Origin of the sequence: Rahnella sp. PCH160, from assembly GCF_047784855.1 — a bacterium.
Taxonomy (GTDB): Bacteria; Pseudomonadota; Gammaproteobacteria; order Enterobacterales; family Enterobacteriaceae; genus Rahnella.
The window spans coordinates 906,512-929,869 of record NZ_JBLOGT010000001.1; the positions used below are offsets into that span (position 1 = coordinate 906,512).

The following is a 23,358-nucleotide window of genomic DNA, read 5'->3' on the forward strand; positions in this document are numbered from 1 at the left end:
TCTGGTTCTAAGCCCTCAATAACAGGGGCTTACGCGTAGCCTTACAAAGCGTCAGGCTTAGATAATCATTTTCAATATCATTTAATTAACTATAATGATCCGACTGATTACGCGGTGCTCACAATGACGGTGCCGCCCTACACTATGGAGACGATGAACATGAGTTATTCACTGCCATCACTGCCTTACGCATACGACGCACTCGAACCGCATTTCGACAAAGAAACGATGGAAATCCATCACTCTAAACACCACCAGGCTTACGTTAACAACGCTAACGCTGCGCTGGAAAGCCTGCCAGAACTGGCTGCGCTGTCTGTCGAAGAGCTGATCGCTAACCTGGACAAAGTGCCTGCGGATAAGAAAGTTGCACTGCGTAACAACGCAGGTGGCCACGCTAACCACAGCCTGTTCTGGAAAGGCCTCAAAACTGGCACCACCTTACAGGGCGAACTGAAATCTGCGATCGAACGCGATTTCGGCAGCGTTGATGCTTTCAAAGAAGCTTTTGAGAAAGCAGCAGCAACCCGTTTCGGTTCTGGCTGGGCATGGCTGGTTCTGAAAGACGGCAAACTGGCTGTTGTTTCTACTGCAAACCAGGACAGCCCGCTGATGGGCGAAGCTGTTTCAGGCGTTTCCGGTTACCCGCTGCTGGGTCTGGACGTTTGGGAACACGCTTACTACCTGAAATATCAGAACAAACGCCCTGATTACATCAAAGCCTTCTGGGCTGTTGTAAACTGGGACGAAGCAGCAAAACGTCTGGCTGAAGCGAAATAATTTCGCTTTGCTGCCCGTAACGGGCACGATGTTTTCGCAAGAGGCAGGTCTGTGACCTGCCTTTTTTATGCCTCGGTTATCATGCTAAAAACGTAAGCCTGATCACTGTATTTCAGAGAATTATCCTCCGCCCTTACGTCATTTTTAGACGGCCCTCGCATTAATCAAAAATACACCGCAGAACCTATAAAGTTTGCCCAGACGTCTACCGATAGAACTTTCACAAAGGCGTCACAAAATCGCTAACTTTTCGCAGGGATGTTTGACGGAGAAAAAATATGGGCAATGGATCGGGTCTTTCGCAGTGGATGAATAATCTCAAAGTCGGTACAAAACTGGGGCTCGGCTTCGGGTTAGTTCTTTTGATCGCAGCGGTGATCACGGCTGCAGGAATGATTAAATTTAACGATATCAGCCAGCGCGCTGAGAAAGTTGATTTCAGCAATCAGATGAATGCGTTACTCAATGATGCCCGCCTGAGCCGCACGCTTTATCAGCTCAATTACGACCCTGCCTATCTCAAGCAAAATCAGGACAAAATCAACGCACTGTCCGGGCTGATTGCGCAGTCGAAAGACAAGCTGAAATGGGATGCGGCCAGCCAGGCCGATCTCAATCAGGTGCCGGTAAAAATCCGTGAATATCAGGTGGCGCAGGATGCCTTCAAACAGGCCGTCGACAGAAAAGATGCTGTGCGCGCCAGCTGGAATCTTTCTGAAACCGAAGCCGTCGTGAAACGCCTGCAGGACCAGTTACGCGTAGAAGATGCCGATCCGTCGATTCGTCTTTCTCTGGCGGAAGTGATTCAGAAACTGATCAGCGTGCGTTATTACGTGCGCGGCCTGTTGCTCAACATCAACAAAGAGTCTGAGGCAACATTGTTGCAGGCCATCGACGATACGCAGGCTAATGCCAAAAAACTTAACGCGCTGTTGCTGCCCAATCAGCAGGCAACGCTGGCTCCACTGATGACCACGCTGGCGACGTACAAAAGCCATGTCGTCGCGTACATGCCCGCCTATGAAGATGAGCAGAAAAACTCGCAACTTCTGTCTGTGAAAGCCGCCGAGATGAACACGCTGGTGGCGAAAATCTTCAAAAATGAACTGGATAATACGCACAACGATATCAGCAATGCGCAGATGATCATGATGGTGATCACGCTGATTGTCATGCTCACCGGTATCCTGATTGCGTGGCGAATTACCCGCCAGATTGCGCAGCCGATCCGCGATACGCTCAAAACCGCCGAAGCCATTGCGCAGGGCGATCTGACCGCCGCCCGCACCACAACGCGCCGCGACGAACTGGGCATGCTGATGAACGCGGTTGCCGGGATGAGCCAGAATCTCAGTACGATGATTTATGAAATCCGCTCAGGCGTCTCGCAGGTTTCCCACGCCGCAGCGGAAATCGCTGCCGGGAATACCGATTTGTCCTCACGCACCGAGCAGCAGGCCGCTGCGGTTGAAGAAACCGCCGCCAGCATGGAAGAACTGAGCGCCACGGTGAAACAGAATGCCGATAACGCCCATCACGCCAGCAAACTGGCGAGTGAAGCATCCGGCACGGCAACACTCGGCGGCAAACAGGTTGGCGAAGTGGTCGATACCATGCAGCAGATTTCCGGCAGTTCTAAACGGATTGCCGAAATCACCTCCGTCATCAACGGCATTGCCTTCCAGACCAATATTCTGGCGCTGAACGCCGCCGTAGAAGCCGCACGTGCCGGTGAACAGGGCCGCGGATTCTCGGTGGTGGCGTCTGAAGTCCGCACGCTGGCACAACGCAGTGCGCAGGCGGCAAAAGAGATTGAAGGGCTGATTGCCGAATCGGTCGAGCGGGTGAACACCGGTGCGAAGCTGGTGGAAAATACCGGGCGCACGATGCAGGACATCGTGAAATCCGTCTCGCACGTCCGCGATATTATGGGCGAAATTGCGTCGGCTTCTGACGAGCAAAGCCGGGGGATCAGCCAGATTTCGCAGGCGATTGTCGAAATGGACAGCACCACCCAGCAGAACGCCGCGCTGGTTGAGCAGTCTTCGGCGGCAGCGGATTCTCTGGAAGATCAGGCCGCGACGCTGACGCAGGCGGTGTCGGTATTCCGTCTGGCCGATAACGGCAACATGCTAAAAGCGCCCGCGTCCAATGCGTTGCGCCGCCCGGTTCTGCCCGCAGTAAAGGGTAAAAACAGTCAGGATAATTGGGAAACCTTCTGATTTCCCTCACGTCACTCTGCGTGATTTCCACGCGGGGTGATTCCTGATACTCCGAACGGGCAATGCGGGTTATGCTGAGGTCAACGACTGATTCCTGACGGAGACCTTATGCATTATCCCGACGTCTATATCGGCAATATCGAAAGTTATCCTGATTATTCGCCCAGCGCGATTGCTAAACGACAGGTCGATGGCGCGGTGGTTTTGACGCCAGCCGGTCTGGAAGGCGATCAACAGGCAGAAAAGAGTTATCACGGCGGCGCAGACCGCGCGCTGTGTCATTTTCCCCGCGAACATTACGCCTGGCTTCGTCAGCAGTTTCCCGAAGAAGAAGATCGTTTCCATCCGCCCGCCTTCGGCGAGAATCTCTCAACGCTCGGCATGACCGAAGATAATGTGTTTATTGGCGATATTTTCCGCTGGGGAGACGCACTGATTCAGGTCACGCAGCCGCGTGCGCCCTGTTACAAGCTCAATCATTTTCTCGGATGCAAAAATCTGTCGCCGCTGTTGCAACAAAGCGGACGCTGCGGCTGGCTTTATCGCGTAGTGAGCACCGGGAATGTCAGCGGTGATCGCCCGCTGGAGTTGCTGACGCGTAACAGCGAAGTCTCCGTGGCAGAAGCGATTTCGATTGCCTTTAACATGCCGTTTGATGAGGAGCAGTATCGCCGTCTGATGTCGGCTGCCGGGCTTTCTGCCAGCTGGAGCAAAACGATGCAAACGCGTCTGGTTCAGCGCAAGATCGAGGATTTTGGACGGAGATTGTCCGGTTCGGAAGGGAAATCGTTTTAGCTTCCTCCCCTGCGAAGGGGATTTTCCTTGCTCCTCCCCCTGCGAAGGGGGAGGCCGGGAGGGGGTATTGCAAACGACGGAGATGTCATTAATACCCCACTCCAACCCTCCCCTTCGCAGGGGAGGGAGCTAAAATCAGAATTTTTTTATGGCAAAACCGGTCACAACTTTCAGGCCCATTTCGCGGCCCAGTGCGGTCATCGGGTGAACCACCACAATACCGCGTACGGTTTTCTTCAGCGTGCCCATATCAGCCTGTTCTTTCTTGGTGATTTCACGGCTGAACAGTTTTTCCAGTTTCTGCGCTTCGGTGCTAAGTTTTTTTACCCGCACATCTTTCAGACGCGCGATTTCTGCCGCCAGTTTTTCTTTCTCTTCTTCGTGCTTGGCGATCAGCTCAGCATTACCTGCCTGAATAACGGTCGCATCTTTGTGGTTCAGGGCATCCAGCATGTCGCTGAGGCGCTTAATCTCGGTTTTTTCGATTTCTTTCATGGTGTCAGTTCCGTTCATGCCGCAACGGGCACGACTGTAAAAAAGGATAATAACCATCAGTGTATCAGGAAGTGCGTGACTCTTCAGCTTACTCCTGCGTCGCCGCCAGCCCCGGTGGCAGACCGCACATCTCACATGCCCGCTCGCCAATGCGGATCATCGCCGAAATATAGCGTGTGTCGAACACATAACAGCAGGATAAACGCAGGCCGTTACTGTAACGCCCGCTCGGGGAATACAACTGGCCGGGCGTCATGCAGATTTTATCTTTCAGCAGCCGATGGAACAGTTTGACGCAATCCACTTCCGCCGGAAAATCGACCCAGATGACGAAACCGCCCGCCGGTTGTGTCGCCCTTGTTCCTTGCGGAAAATGCTGAGCGATCAGCGCGCGCGCCTGCTCAACCTGCGCGGCATACCGGCGTCGCAACGTTCGCAGATGATGATCGTAGCCGCCGGATTCCAGAAACAGCGTCAGCGTCTGTGAAAGCAGGGCCGATTCCGCCATCGAGGAAACCGCTTTCAGCTTGTGCAGGCGGTCAGCAAAGCGGCCACCTTCCACCCAGCCGATACGAAAATCCGGTGCCAGCGTTTTGGTGAAACTGGTGCAAAACAGGATCCAGCCATCACGGTCGAACGCTTTCACCGCCGGAGACAGCGTCGCGCTAAACTGAATTTCGGCATACAAGCCGTCTTCAATCAGCGGTACCTGATGATCGTTCATCAACCGCGCCAGCCGTTTTTTGGCTTCCAGCGGCATAGTAAAGCCCAGCGGATTTTGCGCCGTCGGCATCGCAATCACCGCATTCAGGCGCTTCTCGCTGAGCAGCATTTCCAGCACATCCAGTGAAAGGCCAGTTTGCGGATCGGTCGGGATTTCCACCGCTTTCAGCCCGAGACTCGCCAGCATCGGCAGCAGATAAAAATAGGTCGGCGTTTCCAGCCCCACGCTGTCGCCCGGTTTGGTCGTCACGCGCAACGCCAGCTGCAACGCTTCCATGCAACCGTGCGTAATCGTGATGTCGGTCGGCTCTAAAATCATGCCCAGCGCCAGCGCACGGCGGGCGATTTGCTGACGCAGCGCGGGATGACCCGGCGGCAAAGCATATTTGCCGATCAGGTCCGGCTGGCGGCGCAACAGGGACGACATAATACGCCCGAGTTTTCCGCTCGGATAAAAATCATTGGATTGCGGACAGGCCAGCGACAGATTGGTGTACGCCGGGTCGGTTTGCGAGGCAAAAACGGTGTCGATCAGATCCAGCACTTCGTCTGCCGGTTCGGCGGCGGGCGTCTGGGGTTGTTCCAACGCCGGCTGATGTTCCAGCGCGGGCAATGCGGCGCGAACATAAAAACCGGACTGCGGACGGGCTTCGATAAAACCGCGATCTTCCAGCCGCCGGTACGCCGCGACTACAGTATTAATGCTGACTGACCAGGTTTGCGCACTGCGCCGCACCGAGGGCAAACGGCTGCCGGGCGCAAGCGTACCGCGGCGGATCGCGTCGGCCAGTTGTCCTGCCAGCTGGTTGTAACGGGTGTCGGGCAGTTCCGCAATATCAGTCATGGTGTCAGTTCCGTAAAAATGAAAGGGTACAGTTTTTCTTATCTGAAACTGTAACCCTAACAATAGCGTATTTCTGGTTCTGTTACCTTTCCCCTGCACTGATTATTCTGGTTGTCTGGAATACAGGGGAAAAATAAAAATGATAGATACCGCTTTTGTCAGTTACGTCACTGTGATGTCGATTACGCCAGGCCCGAACAATCTGTTGCTGGCGGCGTCCGGGGTGAATTTCGGGTTACGCCGCAGCGTGCCGATGATGCTGGGGATCACGCTGGGCTGCGTGGTGCAATGTGCGCTGATGACCTCCATGCTGGCGATTTTACTGAGCTGGATGAACGTCGTGCGCCTGCCGATGGCCGTGGTGGGTTGTACTTATCTCTTCTGGCTGTCGTGGAAAATTTACCGTTCCGGTACGCCAAAAGAAGGCGAAAAACAGCAACCGATGAACATGGTCGGCGGCGCGCTTTTTCAGGCCATTAACCCGAAAGCCTGGCTGATGGCAACCAACGTGGCGATTCTGTTTACGCCGCCGGACGGCAATATGCTGCATCACACGCTGCTGATTTGTGTGGGATTCGCGCTGGTCAATCTGCCGTGCATTCTGGTCTGGGTGGTGATGGGTGACCGGTTACGTCAGGCGTTGCGCGTGGAATGGAAGCTGAAACTGTTCAATACGATTATGGGCGGAATGATGGCGTTAACCGCGCTGTGGTTGATGGTCGGCGAAGTGCGTCACGCGCTGGCGTAGTGCTATTTCTTAACAGGAGAAAGACGTGATGGCTGCTGATTGCTGATATGCGCGATCAGGCCAGTGATAGAAAGGACCATCGTGGAGCGGACGATTTGCTGGTAACGCTGACGTTGCATGGCAATCAGTGATTCGTCGGCCTCACCGGGTTTGAGGAACGTCGGCACGGGCGGCAGCTCCGTCACGCAATGTAATTCACCGAACGGGCCGAGAATTTCATCGTCAGTAAAACGATATTCTTCACCGTCATAATTCAACTCTTCACGCAGTGCCATCAGTAATTCTGCATCTTCGTACTCATGACGGCTGATCACGCCCAACGCATAAATCAGTTTCAGGCGCACGGAAAGATCGCCAAGCGGACCGGTGCCGGTCAGCAACGGTTCTACGGCGTACTTCACGGCATAATCGTCTTTGCGGAAAACCTGCACGACCAGAATATCCAGCGCTTCGGCCAGCAATTCCACAGCAGTCATCAAAAAGCTGCGCACGGTTTTACCCGCATTAAGCTTTTCCAGTACTCGGTTTTCAAACGCCTGAGCTTTTTCCATAGGGCTTACTTGCAGTAAAGAACCGGTGCTAATAGCGCCCCTGGCGTCATCCATGATGCGCACATGAAGGGCAGGAAGATCCTGCCCGACAGGGCTTTCTTTGCCTGGTATTGGCGAAATCAAAACGAACGCAGTATTAGTGCATAGATTCGTAGATTTTTACAGCCCGGGCAACCACTTCGCCCTCTTCCGGCAGACCTGAAATCTGGGCAAGCGCGGCTTTTGGCCCGACTTTTTCCAGTAATTCGGCCAGCTCTTTGGCTTGCGGATCCTGCTCGCTACGGTAGTGCATCGCAGCCGCAATCCCTCTCAACAGATTCTCATGAGGAAGGCGATATTCCTGAGTGCCCAGCAGAGGTTTGATCAGACGATCGCCCGCGCTCAGTTTACGCAGTGGCTGACGGCCAACGCGTTCAACATCATCATGCAGATACGGGTTTTCGAAACGGGACAGAATTTTTTCGATGTACGCCGCGTGTTTTTCAGGGTCAAAACCGTAACGACGGATCAGCACTTCGCCACTTTCGACCATCGCACCACGAACCACCAGACGCACTTTCTCGTCGAGGATCGCATCACGGATTGTCGCATGGCCCGCCTGCTGACCGAGATACGCAGTAATGGCGTGGCCGGTATTCAGGGTAAAGAGTTTACGTTCCACGAACGCCATCAGGTTGTCAGTCAGTTCCATCCCGGCGATTTCCGGCAGAGGGCCTTTAAACTGGGTTTTATCCACAATCCACTCGCTGAAGGTTTCAACGGTGACTTCCAGCGGATCGGTCGAACCGGCGGCTGCTGGTGGCACGATGCGGTCTACAGCGGAATCGACAAAGCCGATATGCGCTTCAACCCAGGCTTTTTCATCTTCCGGCAGCGCGTTGAATACGTGCTGTTTGAACTGGCTGGTGCCGCGCACCATGTTTTCACAGGCAATAATATTCAGCGGCTTTTCGTTGCCCTGCTGGTGACGCAGCACCAGACCTTTCGCCACGTTCGGCGCGATTTTTTCGAGCACAGTCGGGCCAACGGCGGTGGTCACTAAATCGACTTCGGCAATCAGGTTAATGGCATCCTGACCGGCGCTGTTGACGGCATTCACATTGCTGACAGGCTCAACCGTGGCCTGTTCACCGACAACGTGCACGTTGTAGCCTTTGCGGCTGTTCAGTGCATCCAGTAAAGCAGGGCTGACATCCGCAAATGTCAGTTCAGCCCCGGCATCAGCAAGTAATTTGCCGATAAAACCGCGACCAATGTTACCTGCGCCAAAATGTAATGCTTTCATAATATTTCCTTCAAATCGGGGGCCATACTTTCTGGTAAAAAGCTTTAGGTAAAGCTGGGAGCCGCCCGGCTCCGAATCAACAAGCGGGTCTCGATATCAAGACCCGCTTAGTAACGCTCTACTGATTAACCGCGAAGAATCGTCAGCACTTCTTCAACGCTGGTGGTGTTCGCCAGTCGTTCGATGACACCGTCTTCGTCAAGCGCAGTGGTCAGCTTGGTGATTACGTTGATGTGTTCATTGTTGCGTGCGGCGATACCCACCACCAGACGCGCTGAATCATCTTCGTCTTCTCCCCAGCGGATGCCCGCCGGATACTGACAGAACACGATACCGGTTTTCAGTACGCGATCTTTCGCTTCGATTGTACCGTGTGGCACCGCGATTGACTCGCCCAGATACGTGGACGTCAGTTTTTCACGCGCCAGCATCGCATCAACATATTCTGCCTGAACGTAGCCGCCTTTAACCAGTTGTTCACCCGCAAAACGAATGGCGTCTTCTTTTGTTGCCGCCTGCAGGCCCAGGAAGATGTTGCTTTCGCTGATGCGGAACAGGTTTTCGTTTTCACTGTCGGACACGATGCTGTCGCCCAATGTGGTGGTCACTTTCTCTTTGTACTGGCTGCTTTTATTCACTTCAACCAGACGTGCTGTCAGGTCAATGTATAAGCCGCTGTCGAGGAAGTTGGTCAGCGAGATGTGCTGTGCATGGGGCACCTGACGCATCGCACGTTCAGTCAGGTCACGGTGTGTGATGACCAGGTCAACGTCGTCCGGCAGGTTGTTGATTGCACTGTTGGTGACGCTGATATTGGTCAGCCCTGCATCCTGCACTTTTTTGCGCAGAACACCGGCACCCATCGCGCTGGAACCCATACCGGCATCACAGGCAACGATAATTTTACGCACGGTAGACAGGTCGCCAGCCACGCCGGTTGCGCCTGGTTTGCCACCTTTAGATTCTGCTTTCATATCGTGAACGCGACGGGTTGCGTCTTCCAGATCATCACCTTCTTTCGCTTTCGTGGTTTTCAGCAGAAGAGCAGAGATCACGAAGGACACCGCAAACGCGGCCACGATAGCGGAGATATTAGCGAAGTAAGCGCCTTTTGGCGTCATCGCCAGCACGGCCAGGATGGAACCCGGAGAAGCCGGAGAAACCAGACCGCCGTTCAGCATAGTCAGGGTGAACACGCCAGTCATACCGCCCAAAATTACCGCCAGCAGCAGACGTGGGTTCATCAGAACGTACGGGAAATAAATTTCGTGGATACCACCCAGGAAGTGGATGATTGCCGCGCCGCCAGCAGATTGCTTAGCACTGCCACGACCGAAGAACATGTACGCCATCAGGACGCCCATACCCGGTCCCGGGTTCGCTTCAATCAGGAAGAAGATAGATTTACCGGTCTCAGTCGCCTGCTGGATACCCAGTGGAGAGAAGATACCGTGGTTGATGGCATTGTTGAGGAACAGGATTTTCGCCGGTTCAACAAAGATAGAGGCCAGCGGCAACAGGTTATGAATAACCATGATGTGCACGCCTGCAGCCAGCACTTTAGACAGCGCTTCTACCAGCGGGCCGATAGCCAGGAAGGCGAGGATCGCCAGCAGCATACCGATAATGCCCGCGGAGAAGTTGTTAACCAACATCTCGAAGCCGCTTTTGATTTTACCGTCAACCCAGCGGTCGAAACGCTTGATTGCCCAGCCGCCCAGTGGGCCGCCAATCATTGCGCCGAGGAACATTGGCATATCCGCACCGACGATAACACCCATTACGGTGATTGCGCCGACCACGCCACCGCGATCACCGCCGACCAGACGACCACCGGTGAAACCGATGAGCAATGGCAGGAGATAAGTGATCATCGGGCCAACCAGCTTCGCTAATGTTTCATTAGGGATCCAGCCGGTAGGAATGAACAGAGCAGTAATGATACCCCAGGCGATAAATGCGCCGATGTTGGGCATTACCATGTTACTCAGGAAGCGACCAAAGTTTTGAACTTTGATCTTAACGTCTGGTGAAAACATAAAACGCACCCCTATTGATACGCGCTGACAATAGAGCGCGTGATATCAGTTAATTATCGGTGACGGTTATTTCGGTTTTTCTGCCACTGCTTTAAAAATCCGTCCGTCGAATTGCTGTCTGCGAGGCGGACTCTACCACGTGATTATAGGCCTCGCGTAGCCACCCCACAGCCCGTGACGGAGATCACACGTATACGACCATTACCCCCTGCATTTTAGTGATGGCGATCACAAAACCCCCTGTAATCCGGCTACACCGCTGATAAATTAAGCTGATAACGCATAAAAGTGTGATTAAAGTCACTTTTTATTAACGAGTCTTTATCATAAAAACGTGATATTCATCACAAAGTATTTTTCGATGACCTTGCTTATTTCGCTTAAAAACCGTTCAGACGTGTCAGGTGAATGCGGAATTGAGTTTACGGGGGAGAGTTTGAAATAAAATTACAGGGTGGGGGGGTTGAGACTACAGGATTTGCAGCCTCACGGACGGCTTCTCAAATTCGCTAAGAAGTGATTTCTTCACCAATTTTTGTGGTCACATTTTGGACGACTTTAAGCTCGAAATCCGTATAGCTGTCCATTTGCTGGGAATCAACATGATGTGAGCTATCAACGTCATAAGTAATCACTTTTCCATTGGCATCTTTACGATCCCGGCTATAGCCGAAAAACTTGCTATAACGTCTCGGCGCCGTCCCTTCAAAGATATCAAAAATGACTTTATTACTTTTGTCCTGAGCATCTGAACCCGTGATGGAATCACCGTGCAGATCTTCAGCCAAACTCTTCGCGTAGGGTTCAATATAAACAACCCGTTTTATCCCGGCAGCAACGATGTGCCGCGCGCAATTATGGCAAGGATAAGTCGTGCAATATAAAATCTTACCCAGCGTATCTCCCCTTGAGGATCTTGCTACCGAAGTAATAGCATCCATTTCTGCATGAATTGCTCTTGAGTATTCAATTAACGATTTCAACTTAGTGGTTTTCATTATCTCTTCAGCAAGCTTTTTTTCATTTCCGACGTTGAAATCTTCTAATACTTTTTCAATTTCACGCTTAACGAGTTTTTTATGCTGGTCATTGTGACAACCTCCGTTGGCATAACAACGCTTATCAGCGCTGCCACTTTCACAGGAATAAAGCCCACCGCCAGCCACAGGCACGTCATTACATCCTGTGGCTAAGAGATTGTGGTTTTCATCCATAATTGCCGCACCAACCTGTCGCGAGAGACAGGCAGAACGTAATGAGGCCGAGTTAGCATTAAACATACCGGTTTCATCACGCGTCGGCGTCAGATTATTGGCACCGTGGACAAGATCGACAAACCGGATAACGGACTGATCGAGCCAAAGGTCGTTGGTATTATGAATAAAATAATCTGAGGAATGCAGTGTATCTTCTACCTGCTGACCATATTTATACGCAGAACGCCGGTCACGGTTAATCACCTCATTAATTTCATTATCATTCAAAGAGTCTTTCTTTAAGTTATTACGTCTTTCTTTTAGCGACCTGATTAATCCGATGAGGTAGAAGTTATTTCGATAAACTTCACGTAATAATTCTATTTCAGCGGGATGCTTTAACTGATCGATGATATAAGCAACTTTATTGGTCGTCTTACCCGACATCCCTTCGATCCGCCCTTGTTCTAATAACTTGTCGCGCAGGTACCTGATATTTCTGATCGCCATTTGAGCAGCTATCATTGAACCATACTTATCCCTGAGCGAATCGCCTAAATCTTGTAGCTGTATAAAATGCCCGGAACCGTCCAGAGCTTTAAGCGATTGGGCCCGCTCTGCATCCTGAGTTCCAATCATTAAGTCGCTGATACGGATATGCTCAACGTGATAATGGCAACTTTTCAAACGTGCGATTAACTTGTCTTTTAAAGTTCGGATCCCGGAACCACTTGCTCCGCATAATCCAAGAATAAGCTCCTGAGAACGTCTTGATAAAATAGAATCGATACTGTCATCTTCGGCAGAACTTTTTGAGCCTGCAATAGGGACAATTTTATTTGCTGAAACAGCCATAGAAACTCCAATGACTGGACAGGCAGGGCGTGATTACCAGTCGAGTTTAGCGGCAGCTTCCTGCACTCGTGCTTTAGCTCTCTCATACGCAGCAAACTCTTGCCGAGCAGACAGCTCAATAACCTGAGGCGAACCCAACGTTTCTGATACACCCGGTTCTTTATCCTGCTTACTTTTTTTCAGCGCAGCATACTCAGCAAATTGAACAATCATTAGCTATCCATGTAGTCGGTCAAAGATTGGGGAACTCTGATGCCAGATCCAACGAATCAGAGGTTGCTTCACAGAGATAAATATCCATGAAGAAGGCAAGGTTACCACGGCGAAAACAATGAAGCGGGTAAAAATTTACCCCTTTCAGACATTACATCCAATATTGAGAAGTGCTTTCCAAACTGGGGGAAAAGAGGATCCGGCAGCACAGGCTGCCGGATTGAAATTGATGAGAAATTACTTCCCGCCTTGCGCCTTAACAATGGCGGCTTGCAATTCTTCGGCTGAAACTGCGCCCGGAAGGACGGTGGTGTTCGCCGCCGTTGCGCCGTTGGTTGGCATCACCACAAAGCCAGGTGTGCCGCTGAAGCCCAGCGTGCGGGCCAGTTCGTCGTTGGAGGCGATGGCGTCGTGCGTGGCTTTACGCTGCGCGTCGGTCGGCTGGGTAGCTTTGGCCGCTTTCACCGCACCGGCGATATCCGCATCGGTCAGTTTGCCTTCGTCATGGCCGGTACGATAAATGCTGTTGTGGTAGTCAAAGTACGCCTGCGCGCCTTTTTCTTTCCAGATAGCCATGCCGGTTTCTGCCGCAGTGATGGACGCTTTCCAGCGGTCACCGAAGATTGGCCATTCTTTGAAGACGAAACGGACGTTCGGATTCGCTTTCACCGTTTGTTCAACCACCGGTGCCATACGGCTGCAATACAGACACTGATAATCGAAGAATTCTACGAAAGCCACTTTGGCATCTTTCGGGCCGTAGCCTGGCGTGGAAGGATCTTCAATGAGTGCTTTTGAATTCGCCAGAACGGCGCTCAGGATTTCCTGTTGCTGCTGATCGGCCTGCTTCGCCTGAAGTTTCTGGCTAACCTGCACCAGAATTTCAGGGTGCTGAAGCATGTAATCTGCTGCAATTTTACCAATGGCTTCCTGTTGCGCCGGGGTGAAATCTGCTGTTGCGCTGTCGGCAGCGTTGGCCAGAACAGGTGCCAGCACCAGAGAAGCCAACAGAGTCATCATCTGACGTTTCATCAAAAATCCTTAAAGTGAAATACGGGGGAAATCGGGCAGTTGCCTTCAAAAGTAGAGGAATTCAGCAGAGTTTGCAGGTTAAAAATTGTCATTTTTTATAAATATGACGCCATCAAGTCCCGGATTTTCCCAACAAAAAAACCACGTACAAAATGACGTGGCTTTTTACGAAAATTCCAGTCTGGGTTAGTTGCTGAAATCGCCCTGTGCAACTTTCTGCGCTTGCAGCAATGTCTGCTGTTTACCCACCAGATTCGACATCATAGTGTTGTACTGCGTCGCCTGTTGCTGCGTCGGGAACTGCACGCCGCCGTTAGCGAAAGCCACCTGAGGGCCCTGCTGTTGCAGGAAATCACCCACTGAGACGATATCCTGGGTGAAGCTTTGCAGCGCAGGCACCAGCGGGGTCAGCACGTTTGCTGGCTGAGTGACCACGGTGTTGTAGACCTGACCGTAAACGGCTTTCAGATCGTCAGGCTGCTTGAGAGCGGCCATCGCGGTATCGGCTTTAGTTTTCGAATCGCGCAACTGGGCATTCATCATACTCAGCGTGCTGGCGGCCTGTTGCAACGCGCTACGCTGGGTCATGTAATCCTGCGGCGTGCGCACCTGACCAATCGCGTTAACTACCGGCACAAAGCTGCCTTCAACGGCACCTTTCATCTGACGGGAGAATGACAGGATGATGCCGTAGTCATTCGCGTAATTACCAAAACGTTGCTTCTGATCTTCACTCAGCGATGGCAGGTTTTGCCCGCTGCGCATCACAGTATTTTGCAAATAATCGATAAAGGCTTTGCGTTGTTCCGGTTCTTTATCGCCGCATGCAGTGAGCTGAAACACTACCAGCAATGCGATAAACGGCGCCAGCCAGCGAGAATATACACCGCTTCTGATCCCTACAGCCATGAGTCCTGACTCCTGATTTCAATGTTCTTTGCCGGCGAATTCCGTGCCGATGCTGTGCGTCCATGCGGGGTATAGGATAGAACATCTGGGGGGGATGTGATACTTAAGGCTGCGCCTTAAAATCCCTTTTTTTGCCGAGGTTCAGCTGTTGAGCTTTTTAAATTCAACGTCAATACCTTGGGTTGCCACCCAAACTGGCGTTACTGGCCTTAATGCTAAAAGAAGAACCGCGAAAATTTCGGTTTCTCAATTGCAGCGCTCACTTAACTCGCTGCGCCGAAACCGCCCAAAAGAGGCCAGGACGGGCCTCTCTTGGATCTCTCCCGTCTTTTTACTACGCGCTACCGCTCGCTGGCTATATTTCAGAAGCCACAGCTACTGCCGCGAAAACTTGCCGCTGCGCGGTTCCTTCGTATCGGTATTCGAGCCTTGCGGTCTCGAAACTCTCACTCAGCAAGTATCCTGAAAGCGGCTGGAGGATTTTTTAAAGTCAAAGGCAGGCCTGAAAATCAGTCAGTAAGGCTGTGCTTTAGAAAACAGTCAGTAAGGCTGTGCTTTAGAAAGCCAGTGGCCGCTTTCAAAACGACGTGGAGTGAGCGGTGAGAAACAGCGAGAGTCTTTTTCGAGCAGGTTCGAACCCGAAACGAGAGTACCGCGCAGCGGCGGCGTTTGCGGCACTAGCCTGAGTTGCTGAAACATAGTCAGCGAGCGGCAGCGCGCAGTGAAAAGAGCGTGGAGTCCAGAGGCCCGCGCGATTGCGGGTCTCTGGGCCAGTGTGGGCGGCGAGCCCACGACTTTGACTTTAGAAAAGTTGCTTACTTACTGAAGTAAAGAAATATCCGCCACTTGTAAGAACAACTCCCTCAGCTTGGAGAGAAGCGTCAACCGGTTGATTCGAACCGCTTCGTTCTCATCCATCACCATCACGGTGTCAAAGAACGTATCCACGGTTTCACGCAGGGCAGCCAGTTCGACCAGTGCTTCTTTGTACTGACCGGCAGCAAACAGCGGCTCCAGTTTGTCGCGCAGAACCACCAGATGCGTAGCCAGTTTCAGCTCAGCAGGTTCTTTCAGCACGGAGGCGTGAACGTGATCCAGCAGAACGTCGGTGGATTTCGCCAGGATGTTGGAAACGCGTTTGTTGGCCGCAGCCAGCGTTGCCGCTTCATCCAGCGTACGGAAGTAGCTCACCGCTTTCACACGGGCGTCGAAATCAGCCGGTTTGGTTGGACGACGTGCCAGCACAGCCTGAATGGTATCGACCGCGTGACCTTCTTCCTGATACCACGCGCGGAAACGACCGAGCATGAAATCAACCACTTCATCAACAACCTTGGCGTTAGTCAGCTTGTCACCGTACAGGCGCACCGCTTCTTCAGTCAGAGTTTGCAGATCAAGAGACAGGTTTTTCTCAACGATGATACGCAGAACGCCCAGCGCAGCACGGCGCAGCGCGAACGGATCTTTATCGCCTTTCGGATGTTGACCGATGCCGAAGATACCGGCCAGCGTGTCCATTTTGTCAGCGATAGCCAGCGCACAAGCCACCCGCGAAGCCGGTAATTCGTCGCCCGCAAAGCGTGGCTGATACTGTTCGTTCAGCGCAACCGCAACTTCTTCCTGCTCGCCGTCGTGACGCGCATAGTGCATGCCCATCACGCCCTGCGTGTCGGTGAATTCGAAGACCATGTTGGTCATCAGATCACATTTGGACAGCAGACCCGCGCGTTTTGCGTTCTCAACGTTGGCATCGATTTTCCCGGCGATCCAGCCAGACAGTTCTTCGATACGAGCGGTTTTATCACGCAGCGTACCCAGCTGTTTCTGGAACAATACGGTTTCCAGACGCGGCAGGTTATCTTGGAGACGTTTTTTGCGGTCAGTATTGAAGAAGAATTCCGCATCGGCCAGACGCGGGCGAACCACTTTCTCGTTACCGGAAATAATTTGCTGCGGGTCTTTCGACTCGATGTTGGTCACGAAGATGAAGTTCGGCAGAAGTTTGCCCGCGGCGTCATACACCGGGAAATACTTCTGGTCGCCTTTCATGGTGTAAACCAGCGCTTCCGCTGGCACCGCCAGGAATTTCTCTTCGAATTTAGCGGTCAGCACCACCGGCCATTCCACCAGAGAGGTCACTTCTTCCAGCAGGCTTTCGCTCAGATCGGCAATACCGCCAATCTCTTTCGCCGCTTTCTCAGCATCCTGTTTGATGATGGTTTTACGCTGCTCGTAATCCGCAATGACTTTGCCGCGTTCCAGCAGAATTTGCGGGTACTGATCGGCGTTGTCGAGAGTGAATTCCGGCTCGCCCATGAAACGGTGGCCGCGAACAGTGCGCGCAGATTCGATACCGAGGATTTTCGCCGGGATCAGTTCATCGCCTAACAGCAATGTCACGGTGTGAACCGGACGCACAAACTGCACGTCAGAATCGCCCCAGCGCATCAGTTTAGGAATAGGCAGCTTGGACAAAGATGTCGCGATCATCGCCGGCAGCAGTTGTTGCGCGCTTTCGCCTTTGACGTGTGCGCGGTAAACCAGCCATTCGCCTTTGTCGGTGACCAGACGGTCAGCCTGATCGACGGTGATGCCGCAACCACGAGCCCAGCCTTCTGCGGCTTTGCTTGGTTTGCCTTCTGCATCAAACGCCTGCGCCACAGCCGGGCCGCGTTTTTCAACTTCGCGATCGGCCTGTGATTCATGCAGACCAGAGACTTTCAGCGCCAGACGTCGCGGTGCAGCAAACCATTTTACGTCACCGTGTGGCAGATTCGCCGCAGCGAGTTCCGCCGTCAGGTTAGCGGCAAAGGATTCAGCAAGGCTGCGCAGAGCCTTAGGTGGCAGTTCTTCCGTGCCAATTTCCACCAGAAAAGTTTTTTCAGTCATGGCTGTTTCTCACTTCTCGTTCTTTTTGCACATCGGGAAGCCCAGTACTTCGCGGGAAGCGTAATACGCCTCAGCTACCGCTTTAGTCAGGGTACGGATGCGCAGAATGTAGCGCTGACGTTCAGTCACAGAAATCGCTTTACGTGCATCGAGCAGGTTGAAGCAATGTGCGGCTTTCAGGATGCGCTCGTAAGCAGGCAGTGCCAGCGGCTTTTCAAGAGCCAGCAGGGTTTGCGCTTCTTTCTCGTGCTGTTCAAAACAGGAGAAGAGGAAATCAACATCGGCGTATTCGAAGTTATAGGTGGATTGCTCCACTTCGTTCTGATGGAAAACGTCGCCGTAGGTTGTTTTGCCCAGCGGACCGTCGCTCCAGACCAGATCGTAAACGCTGTCCACGCCCTGGATGTACATCGCCAGACGCTCAAGACCGTAGGTGATTTCACCGGTCACAGGTTTACATTCCAGGCCGCCGACCTGCTGGAAGTACGTGAACTGCGTCACTTCCATGCCGTTCAGCCACACTTCCCAGCCGAGACCCCAGGCGCCAAGCGTCGGGTTTTCCCAGTTATCTTCTACGAAGCGGATATCGTGGATCAGCGGGTCAAGACCCAGCTCTTTCAGGGAACCGAGGTACAGTTCCTGAATGTTTTCCGGCGACGGTTTGATCATCACCTGGAACTGATAATAGTGTTGCAGGCGGTTCGGGTTCTCACCGTAGCGACCGTCGGTCGGGCGGCGGGAAGGCTGAACATAGGCTGCCGCAAAAGGCTCAGGGCCGAGTGCGCGCAGGCTGGTCATCGGGTGCGAGGTGCCCGCGCCGACTTCCATATCCAGCGGTTGAACAATGGTGCAGCCCTGCTGCGCCCAATAATCTTGCAGTGTCAGGATCAGGCCCTGAAATGTCTTAGTATCAAACTTTTGCATGTTGGATTCGCACGCGAGAAAGTGGGTTTATAAAGAGTCGGACAGTATACCCGCTGAACGGAAGATAATCACACAACAGATCCCTGTGAATTACCTTAAAAACGCCAGTATTCAGCGTTTCTCTGCCAGTTTATAGGCTTCATTGCCCTCACGTTTACCAATCGCGACAACAATTACCACGATTTCCTGATCCTCAACCTGATAGACCAGACGGTAGCCGAGGCTCTTCAATTTAATTTTATAACGGTTAGTTTTTGGGCCACATAAACGGGCAGAAACGACATGAGGATTTTCGAGCCGCTCAGCGAGTTTCTTTTTAAATTGGTCTTTAACGGGAGGTGCCAGCGCCTTCCATTCTTTCAGAGCTGACTTCAGAAAATCGATTTTATAAGTCATCCAGTGTCAGCCTTATCCTTTCTTCGCCCTGCCGCGCATCCATTATGCGGTTCAGTTCCACGTCTTCTGCAAGACTCAGGAAATAGGCGTAGACCTCCGGTGGGACGCAATAAAAGGCCGGTTCATTGCGGTTAAGGATCGCCACGGCTTCACCTTCTCCGGCGGAGAAGGTCCCCATCGGATCACGTTTTAGCTCGGTAATACTGGCAGCTGAGGAAGTGAGTATTTCAAACGGCATAGGTTTTCTCCTGTCACACTATGCCGTTATTATAGCCTTAAAAGCATCTTTAAGAGCACCCTTTAAGATGCTTTTAAAATCTTGCGCTGATCCCCGCGTGGTATGACGTTTGTTCGCCTGGATCCGGGAGGTCAAGACAGTAGCCACATAAAGATTAAGTGATAGTGAAACTAAATAAGCGCCTGCGACTCAAAAGAAAATCTTAATGTAACTGCAAGGAAGCACCACTAATGAAGTATCTATCAACAAGTATTTGGATATACAAACCAGCAGTTTTTCTTACCGCTGTAATCTGCCTTGGACTGGGCTTTTTTCATGTAAACGGGCCATTAGTTTACATGGTTTGTGTCGGCCTGATTTTCCCGGTCGGCATGTCAGTTCACTTACATCGCCTCAAGGATCAGGCTTTAATTTACATGCCGGAGAAAAAAAGTGACTGGATGATCTATGTCCATGGGATACCAGTACGAGATTCACACAGCTCTCTGAGTAATCCTTTTTTCATGAATAAGGAATTACTTAAAACCTTTTATACAAGGATGTTTGTTGTAAAAATCATCATTCAGGGTTTTGCCCTCTTTTTAACGATTAGCCAGTCGTGGCCATATTTCATGCAATTCAGTTCCGCTGATATTGCCATTCAGGCTGTTTTATTTATCGCTCTCTTCATTCAAGTTCTTCGGTTTGTCAGGACATCCCGCAATCTTTTCATGGTGTTCAGCGAAAAGTGGGTTCTGTCTGAACGCGAAAATTCAGAAAGTGGATTTGTTACCGCCTTCTTTAAACACACCAAGCGAAAACAAACCACCTTAATCAGTGGTTTGGATTCATTGTTAGCTTTATAGAAATCAGCCAGGAAAATTAATTTAAAATCTTGCACTAATCCCCGCGTTGTATGACGTTTGTTCGCCGGAATCCAGGCCGGTGGTCTGGGAGACGGCGGCGAAGGCGGAAATGCTGTGGGTGATCTGGACGTTGGCGCCGACGGTCATATCGACCCAGTCGTCGTCCTGCTCGCCGGTGGTGCGGCTAAAATGCGTGCGGGTGGATTTGATGGCGCCGGTCGCGGTATAGGTTTTGTCGCCGAACTGGCGGTCATACGTGACCTGCGCATACGGATTCACAATGCCCAGTTCCGCGTTCAGACGCCAGCCCAGTGCACCGATTTGTGAGTGCGAGGTCTGGTCACCAAAGCGCATCGACGTGCTGTTCTTACCTTCCTCGCTGTAACCCTCAATGCTGCTGTAATCCCAGCTGTACTGCGCCACCGGACCGGTTTTCAGCACCGGTAAAATCGGGAAATCCCAGCCGGCGGTGACGCGGCCGCCAATCTGCTTACCGTCGGTTTCGCCGCGCTCGGTGCGGGTGGTTGGCCCGAGTTTGATGCTGCGGTTGATGTCGTCATAATTCAGCGAACCGTAGTGCACATCGCCGTTGATCCAGCCGTTTTCGGCGATTTTCACGCCGGTAAACGCCGTCGCCATCCAGCCGCGTGTGCGGTAACTGTAATGGTCAGTCGGATCCTGTTTATCGTCGGAACCGGAAATCATCAGCCCCATCATCCAGCGATCGGTCATCTGATAATCCATCCCGATATTGAGCGAATTCGAGGTCAGATCGCCATCGCCTAGCGACGGGTTGATTTTTCTGTCCGCACTTTGCCCGGCGTAACCGCCGAACATGCCGAAGGTTCCGGCGTCGTTATCCTGTGTGCGTAATTGCTGATAACGGCTGTCGAGTATTCCCTGCGTATTTCGCGCTAGCGCCAGCGAGCCCTGATTCAGCGCCGTAGCTTCCAGCGGGCCGTTGAGCACGGACTGCATGTATTCTGCGATCAGCGCGTGCGCCTGCGGTGTCGGGTGAAAATGGTCAGCAAACAGGAAAGCTTTGCTGCTGTCGAAACCCGGCAGATTTGACGTACATTCGGAAGCGGATGTCCCGACCGGACAGGCCGTGCCCGCTGTATTCGCGAAACCGTACAGCGCCGGATCGGCAATCACTTCATTGAACAAACCGTTGATATCCACACGCGCAATATTGCCACCGGTTTTCGCCAGTGCAATATCCTCAGTCGTGTTGTAGGTGTCGGTCAGCCCGCCTGCGACGTCCTTCAGTGCGTCATAAGCGGCGGCCAGCCCTTTCGCGATCACCTCCTGAACCAGCGGAATATTCGAACCTTCGGCCGCCGCGGCCGCAAGCGCGTTATGAATCGCTTCGGTACGCGCTTCGGCATCCGGCGTGTTCTGCGCATTCAGATATTTATAGGCCGCTTCCAGCGCCTGCTGCTGAACCGGCAGCAATCCGACCTGAATAATCCCTTCCATCAGCACCGGCGTCAGACCAATATTTGGCACCGTCGGCACAATCACCGTTCCGGCACCGGCTTTCAGCAAATCGTTGACCTGTGATGCGGCCTGCGTCGCGCTATTGGTGGCGATATCCAGCGCGTTCAGCGGATTGAGCGCGGCCGCCGCCAGGTCGTTACCCCCAATCCAGTGAATATACGGCCCGTTGGGATCGGCTTTGCCGCCGGTCGAGGCCAGATAACTTTTCACCTGATCCTGCGTGGTGTAATCAGAATCCAGCCCCGGCACCGCGACGCCGCCGCCTTCGGCATAGTTCAGCCCGCCTTGTGAAGAAGGTTTTAAGGTCGTGCCGATATTATTCGCCAAAATCTCGTCATAAAGCTGATGCGTGCTGCTGTCGAAGGTCCAGCGACCGATATTGCCGGTATCACTCAGACTGTCGCCAAAAACATAAAGCTGATCGTAAGCCTGCGCTGAAGCCTGCGTTCCGAGGCAAAGCGCCACGGCGAATGCGCCCTGCGTCAGCCGTGTTGCGTACTTTTTTGTGCCTGCCATAAACCTGTTTTCCTGAAGTTTCAGCGGCGCATGCCCCTGATTAAATGTAAGGAATTCGTAATGAATGGCTTTAAATATTGTTCAGAACCGACCAGCGTCAAGTTCGCGGTACGCAAATTGCGACGTTGCAGAGTTATCCGAGAAACCACACACTGGAGCCCACGCTTTCAAGGAGAAAACGAGATGACGCGCTGCAGCTGGGTTTCCAAAGAACCGATTTACCTCGAATACCACGATAAAGAATGGGGCGTGCCGGTCAAAGATGGCCGTGAGTTGTTTGAAATGTTGTGCCTTGAAGGCCAGCAGGCCGGGCTTTCGTGGATAACCATTCTGAGAAAACGCGAAAACTACCGTCAGAACTTCCACAATTTCGATCCGGTCCGTATCGCCAAAATGACCGATGACGACGTCGAACGTCTGGTGCTCGATGCGGGGATCGTGCGCCATCGCGGAAAAATCAAAGCGATCATCCTGAATGCGCAGATTTATTTAGCCATGCAGGCCAGCGGCGAGGACTTCTCAGATTTCATCTGGGGCTTCGTGGGCAATCAACCGGTCATCAATAATCCGCTCGGGCCGGAAGGCGTTCCGGCCAAAACAGCGGTGTCAGATGCGATGTCTAAGGCGCTAAAAAAGAAAGGCTTTAAGTTCACCGGCTCGACCATTTGCTACGCTTTTATGCAGGCTGCCGGACTGGTGAACGATCATCAGTCGTACTGTTTCTGTCATCCGAAAAACCAACCGGCATGATCCGCCTCGCGCAGCCCGCTGATACCGAAAAAATTATGCTGCTATGGCTGCGCAGTACGCTTGCGGCGCATCCGTTTATTGAGGCGTCGTACTGGTTTGAAAGCGCACCGATGGTGCGCGAGACGTTTCTGCCGCAGGCCGTCACCTGGGTTTCCACCGCTAACGACGGCGTAATCAATGGTTTTATCAGCGTGCTGAATCAGCAATTTATCGGTGCGCTGTTTGTCGATGAAAACATTTATGGTCTGGGCATCGCGCAGCAATTAATGCATGAAGTAAAAGACCGTTATCCGCTTTTACTGCTGGAGGTTTATCAGCAAAATCCGCGTGCCGTGGCGTTCTACCGCAAAGAGGATTTCCTGGTCGTCAACGACACTGTTCATCCGGGAACCGGGCTTCCGACCTGGGTATTACGCTGGTACCAACCCCTTTCTGAATAAATTCTTCACTTCCGCAAAAATACAAAAACAGATAACCGGAATTCTCCTACTGCTTAACGCCACGAAATTGCGCATAAAGAGCGCCAGAACGCCGCAGGGCTGAAGTCTGCCTGTTGCATTTGTTTATGTTTTGACACCTTTTTCTGTGCAACTTACAGAAAAGCGTGCAGTCA

General features: G+C 52.4%; 21 protein-coding genes. 7 read left to right on the plus strand and 14 right to left on the minus strand.

Features of this window, described 5'->3' with window-relative positions; translation table 11 throughout:
• Positions 1 to 159 precede the first annotated feature (159 nt).
• The 3 genes from sodA to yiiM all read left to right on the plus strand — a co-directional run bounded on the left by sodA (position 160) and on the right by yiiM (position 3,797).
• Entirely contained in the window at positions 160 to 780 is a 621-nt protein-coding gene (sodA, locus tag ACM5QY_RS04160) for a superoxide dismutase [Mn] (RefSeq protein ID WP_101077777.1), read from the plus strand.
• A 278-nt stretch (positions 781 to 1,058) separates the two neighbouring features.
• A complete protein-coding gene (locus ACM5QY_RS04165) occupies positions 1,059 to 3,002 on the plus strand; it encodes a methyl-accepting chemotaxis protein (RefSeq protein ID WP_416119348.1) in 1,944 nt (647 codons plus the stop codon).
• A gap of 108 nt (positions 3,003 to 3,110) precedes the next feature.
• Positions 3,111 to 3,797 carry a 6-hydroxyaminopurine reductase gene (yiiM, locus tag ACM5QY_RS04170; RefSeq protein ID WP_416119350.1) on the plus strand — a complete coding sequence of 229 codons (687 nt, stop codon included), beginning with the start codon at positions 3,111 to 3,113 and terminating at the stop codon, positions 3,795 to 3,797.
• Positions 3,798 to 3,932: 135 nt separating this feature from the next.
• On the opposite strand, the gene ACM5QY_RS04175 is transcribed toward yiiM, so the two are convergent.
• Positions 3,933 to 4,292: a YibL family ribosome-associated protein gene (locus ACM5QY_RS04175; protein ID WP_104924825.1), complete on the minus strand. Its 360-nt coding sequence runs from the start codon at positions 4,290 to 4,292 to the stop codon at positions 3,933 to 3,935.
• Positions 4,293 to 4,380: 88 nt separating this feature from the next.
• Positions 4,381 to 5,859, minus strand: a complete 1,479-nt coding sequence (locus ACM5QY_RS04180) for an aminotransferase-like domain-containing protein (protein WP_416119352.1) — start codon at positions 5,857 to 5,859, stop codon at positions 4,381 to 4,383.
• A 139-nt stretch (positions 5,860 to 5,998) separates the two neighbouring features.
• On the opposite strand from ACM5QY_RS04180, the gene ACM5QY_RS04185 reads away from it, so the two are divergent.
• Entirely contained in the window at positions 5,999 to 6,607 is a 609-nt protein-coding gene (locus ACM5QY_RS04185) for a LysE family translocator (protein WP_416119353.1), read from the plus strand.
• A 2-nt stretch (positions 6,608 to 6,609) separates the two neighbouring features.
• Here ACM5QY_RS04185 and ACM5QY_RS04190 read toward each other — a convergent pair whose 3' ends face one another.
• From ACM5QY_RS04190 to ACM5QY_RS04240, 11 genes are all read right to left on the minus strand, one after another.
• Positions 6,610 to 7,158: an MltR family transcriptional regulator gene (locus ACM5QY_RS04190; protein ID WP_104924826.1), complete on the minus strand. Its 549-nt coding sequence runs from the start codon at positions 7,156 to 7,158 to the stop codon at positions 6,610 to 6,612.
• A gap of 136 nt (positions 7,159 to 7,294) precedes the next feature.
• Positions 7,295 to 8,443, minus strand: a complete 1,149-nt coding sequence (locus tag ACM5QY_RS04195) for a mannitol-1-phosphate 5-dehydrogenase (RefSeq protein ID WP_416119355.1) — start codon at positions 8,441 to 8,443, stop codon at positions 7,295 to 7,297.
• Between the two features lie 125 nt (positions 8,444 to 8,568).
• Positions 8,569 to 10,482, minus strand: a complete 1,914-nt coding sequence (locus ACM5QY_RS04200) for a PTS mannitol transporter subunit IICBA (protein ID WP_416119356.1) — start codon at positions 10,480 to 10,482, stop codon at positions 8,569 to 8,571.
• Between the two features lie 509 nt (positions 10,483 to 10,991).
• Positions 10,992 to 12,533, minus strand: coding sequence for an anti-phage dCTP deaminase (locus ACM5QY_RS04205; RefSeq protein WP_416119358.1), 1,542 nt, complete (start codon positions 12,531 to 12,533; stop codon positions 10,992 to 10,994).
• Positions 12,534 to 12,566: 33 nt separating this feature from the next.
• Positions 12,567 to 12,746, minus strand: coding sequence for a hypothetical protein (locus ACM5QY_RS04210; RefSeq protein WP_416119360.1), 180 nt, complete (start codon positions 12,744 to 12,746; stop codon positions 12,567 to 12,569).
• A gap of 237 nt (positions 12,747 to 12,983) precedes the next feature.
• Entirely contained in the window at positions 12,984 to 13,778 is a 795-nt protein-coding gene (locus ACM5QY_RS04215; RefSeq protein WP_416119362.1) for a DsbA family protein, read from the minus strand.
• A 186-nt stretch (positions 13,779 to 13,964) separates the two neighbouring features.
• Positions 13,965 to 14,687, minus strand: coding sequence for a DUF3053 domain-containing protein (locus tag ACM5QY_RS04220; RefSeq protein ID WP_416119364.1), 723 nt, complete (start codon positions 14,685 to 14,687; stop codon positions 13,965 to 13,967).
• Positions 14,688 to 15,506: 819 nt separating this feature from the next.
• Positions 15,507 to 17,576 carry a glycine--tRNA ligase subunit beta gene (glyS, locus tag ACM5QY_RS04225; protein WP_416119366.1) on the minus strand — a complete coding sequence of 690 codons (2,070 nt, stop codon included), beginning with the start codon at positions 17,574 to 17,576 and terminating at the stop codon, positions 15,507 to 15,509.
• Positions 17,577 to 17,585: 9 nt separating this feature from the next.
• On the minus strand, positions 17,586 to 18,500 hold the full coding sequence (gene glyQ / locus ACM5QY_RS04230; RefSeq protein ID WP_140475572.1) for a glycine--tRNA ligase subunit alpha: 915 nt from the start codon (positions 18,498 to 18,500) through the stop codon (positions 17,586 to 17,588).
• Positions 18,501 to 18,611: 111 nt separating this feature from the next.
• Positions 18,612 to 18,896 carry a type II toxin-antitoxin system RelE family toxin gene (locus tag ACM5QY_RS04235; RefSeq protein WP_416119367.1) on the minus strand — a complete coding sequence of 95 codons (285 nt, stop codon included), beginning with the start codon at positions 18,894 to 18,896 and terminating at the stop codon, positions 18,612 to 18,614.
• Positions 18,886 to 19,134 (minus strand): type II toxin-antitoxin system Phd/YefM family antitoxin, encoded by a 249-nt coding sequence (locus ACM5QY_RS04240; RefSeq protein WP_152323719.1) that lies wholly within the window; start codon positions 19,132 to 19,134, stop codon positions 18,886 to 18,888. The genes ACM5QY_RS04235 and ACM5QY_RS04240 overlap by 11 nt, the downstream gene beginning before the upstream one ends.
• Before the next feature lie 230 nt (positions 19,135 to 19,364).
• Here ACM5QY_RS04240 and ACM5QY_RS04245 point away from each other — a divergent pair, with 230 nt between their 5' ends.
• On the plus strand, positions 19,365 to 19,979 hold the full coding sequence (locus ACM5QY_RS04245; protein ID WP_416119368.1) for a hypothetical protein: 615 nt from the start codon (positions 19,365 to 19,367) through the stop codon (positions 19,977 to 19,979).
• A gap of 21 nt (positions 19,980 to 20,000) precedes the next feature.
• Here ACM5QY_RS04245 and ACM5QY_RS04250 read toward each other — a convergent pair whose 3' ends face one another.
• Positions 20,001 to 21,995 carry an autotransporter outer membrane beta-barrel domain-containing protein gene (locus ACM5QY_RS04250; RefSeq protein ID WP_416119369.1) on the minus strand — a complete coding sequence of 665 codons (1,995 nt, stop codon included), beginning with the start codon at positions 21,993 to 21,995 and terminating at the stop codon, positions 20,001 to 20,003.
• Between the two features lie 183 nt (positions 21,996 to 22,178).
• Here ACM5QY_RS04250 and ACM5QY_RS04255 point away from each other — a divergent pair, with 183 nt between their 5' ends.
• Positions 22,179 to 22,745 carry a DNA-3-methyladenine glycosylase I gene (locus ACM5QY_RS04255; protein ID WP_416119371.1) on the plus strand — a complete coding sequence of 189 codons (567 nt, stop codon included), beginning with the start codon at positions 22,179 to 22,181 and terminating at the stop codon, positions 22,743 to 22,745.
• Entirely contained in the window at positions 22,742 to 23,185 is a 444-nt protein-coding gene (locus ACM5QY_RS04260; protein WP_416119372.1) for an N-acetyltransferase, read from the plus strand. Before ACM5QY_RS04255 ends, ACM5QY_RS04260 begins: the two co-directional genes overlap by 4 nt.
• Positions 23,186 to 23,358 lie beyond the last annotated feature (173 nt).